The 940-nt window shown below is 71.8% G+C and carries 1 protein-coding gene; it reads right to left on the minus strand.

What is annotated here, in order from left to right; all coding sequences use genetic code 11:
* Positions 1 to 140 precede the first annotated feature (140 nt).
* Positions 141 to 940 (minus strand): LPXTG cell wall anchor domain-containing protein (locus Q6969_RS15935; protein ID WP_317231314.1); only part of this gene is annotated, 800 nt, incomplete at its 5' end.

A 940-nucleotide genomic window follows, 5' to 3' on the forward strand; every position in this document is an offset into this window, starting at 1 on the left:
GTCGTGCGGGTCGTGCCGGTCGTGCGGGTCGTGCCGGTCGTGCGGGTCGAGCCGGTCGTGCGGGAGACGACTCGGGGCGGGCGGCCCACGGCGTTCATGCCGTGGGCCACCCGCCCGTCAACGTCGTCGTCCCGAGCCCATCAGGCCTGTCGACGACGGCTCTGGTGCAGTGCACCCGCGCCGGTCAGCAGCATCAGGAGCGCGATGCCGCCGAGCAGGAACAGACCGTCGGAGCCGCCACCGGTTACCGGGAGGATCCCGCCGCCGTAGCCGCCGTTCCCTCCACGGATCGGCGTGCCCGGCTGGCCGGCGGGGACCGTCTTCGCGACCACCGTGAAGTCGGTGTCCGGGAGATCGGTCGGGCCGGACTCGCTGCCCGTCACCGTCACCGAGTGCGCACCGAGCTCGAAGTCGGCGCCGATCGGGAAGGTGAATACCACCCGTCCGTCCGGTCCGGCCGTCTGCGCGGTGAGCGGCATCGGCGTGGAGTTCACCGTGGCGGAGACGGTCTCGCCGGGGGTGAACCCGGTGCCCGTCACCTGCTGGATCACTCCGGTGCCGCGGACGACGCTGGAGAACGCGACCGTCGTGCGCGTCAGCTCATCGGAGCCATCGGCGTCCGTGCCGTCCGTCGCGTCGGCGTCCACGTCAGCGGCGGCGTCGGTGTCAGCGGCGGCGTCCGCGTCCGCGTCCGCAGCAGCGTCGGTGTCAGCGGCAGCGTCCACGTCGGCAGCAGCGTCAGTGTCAGCGGCAGCATCCACATCGGCGGCGGCGTCGGTGTCAGCAGCAGCGTCCGTGTCAGTGGCAGCATCCACGTCCGCAGCGGCGTCCACATCGGCGGCAGCGTCAGTGTCAGCGGCAGCATCCACATCGGCGGCAGCGTCCACGTCAGCAGCAGCGTCGGTGTCAGCAGCAGCATCCACATCAGCAGCAGCATCCA

This window comes from Clavibacter sp. MX14-G9D, from assembly GCF_032917815.1.
In the GTDB taxonomy this organism is placed as follows: Bacteria; Actinomycetota; Actinomycetes; order Actinomycetales; family Microbacteriaceae; genus Clavibacter; species Clavibacter michiganensis_K.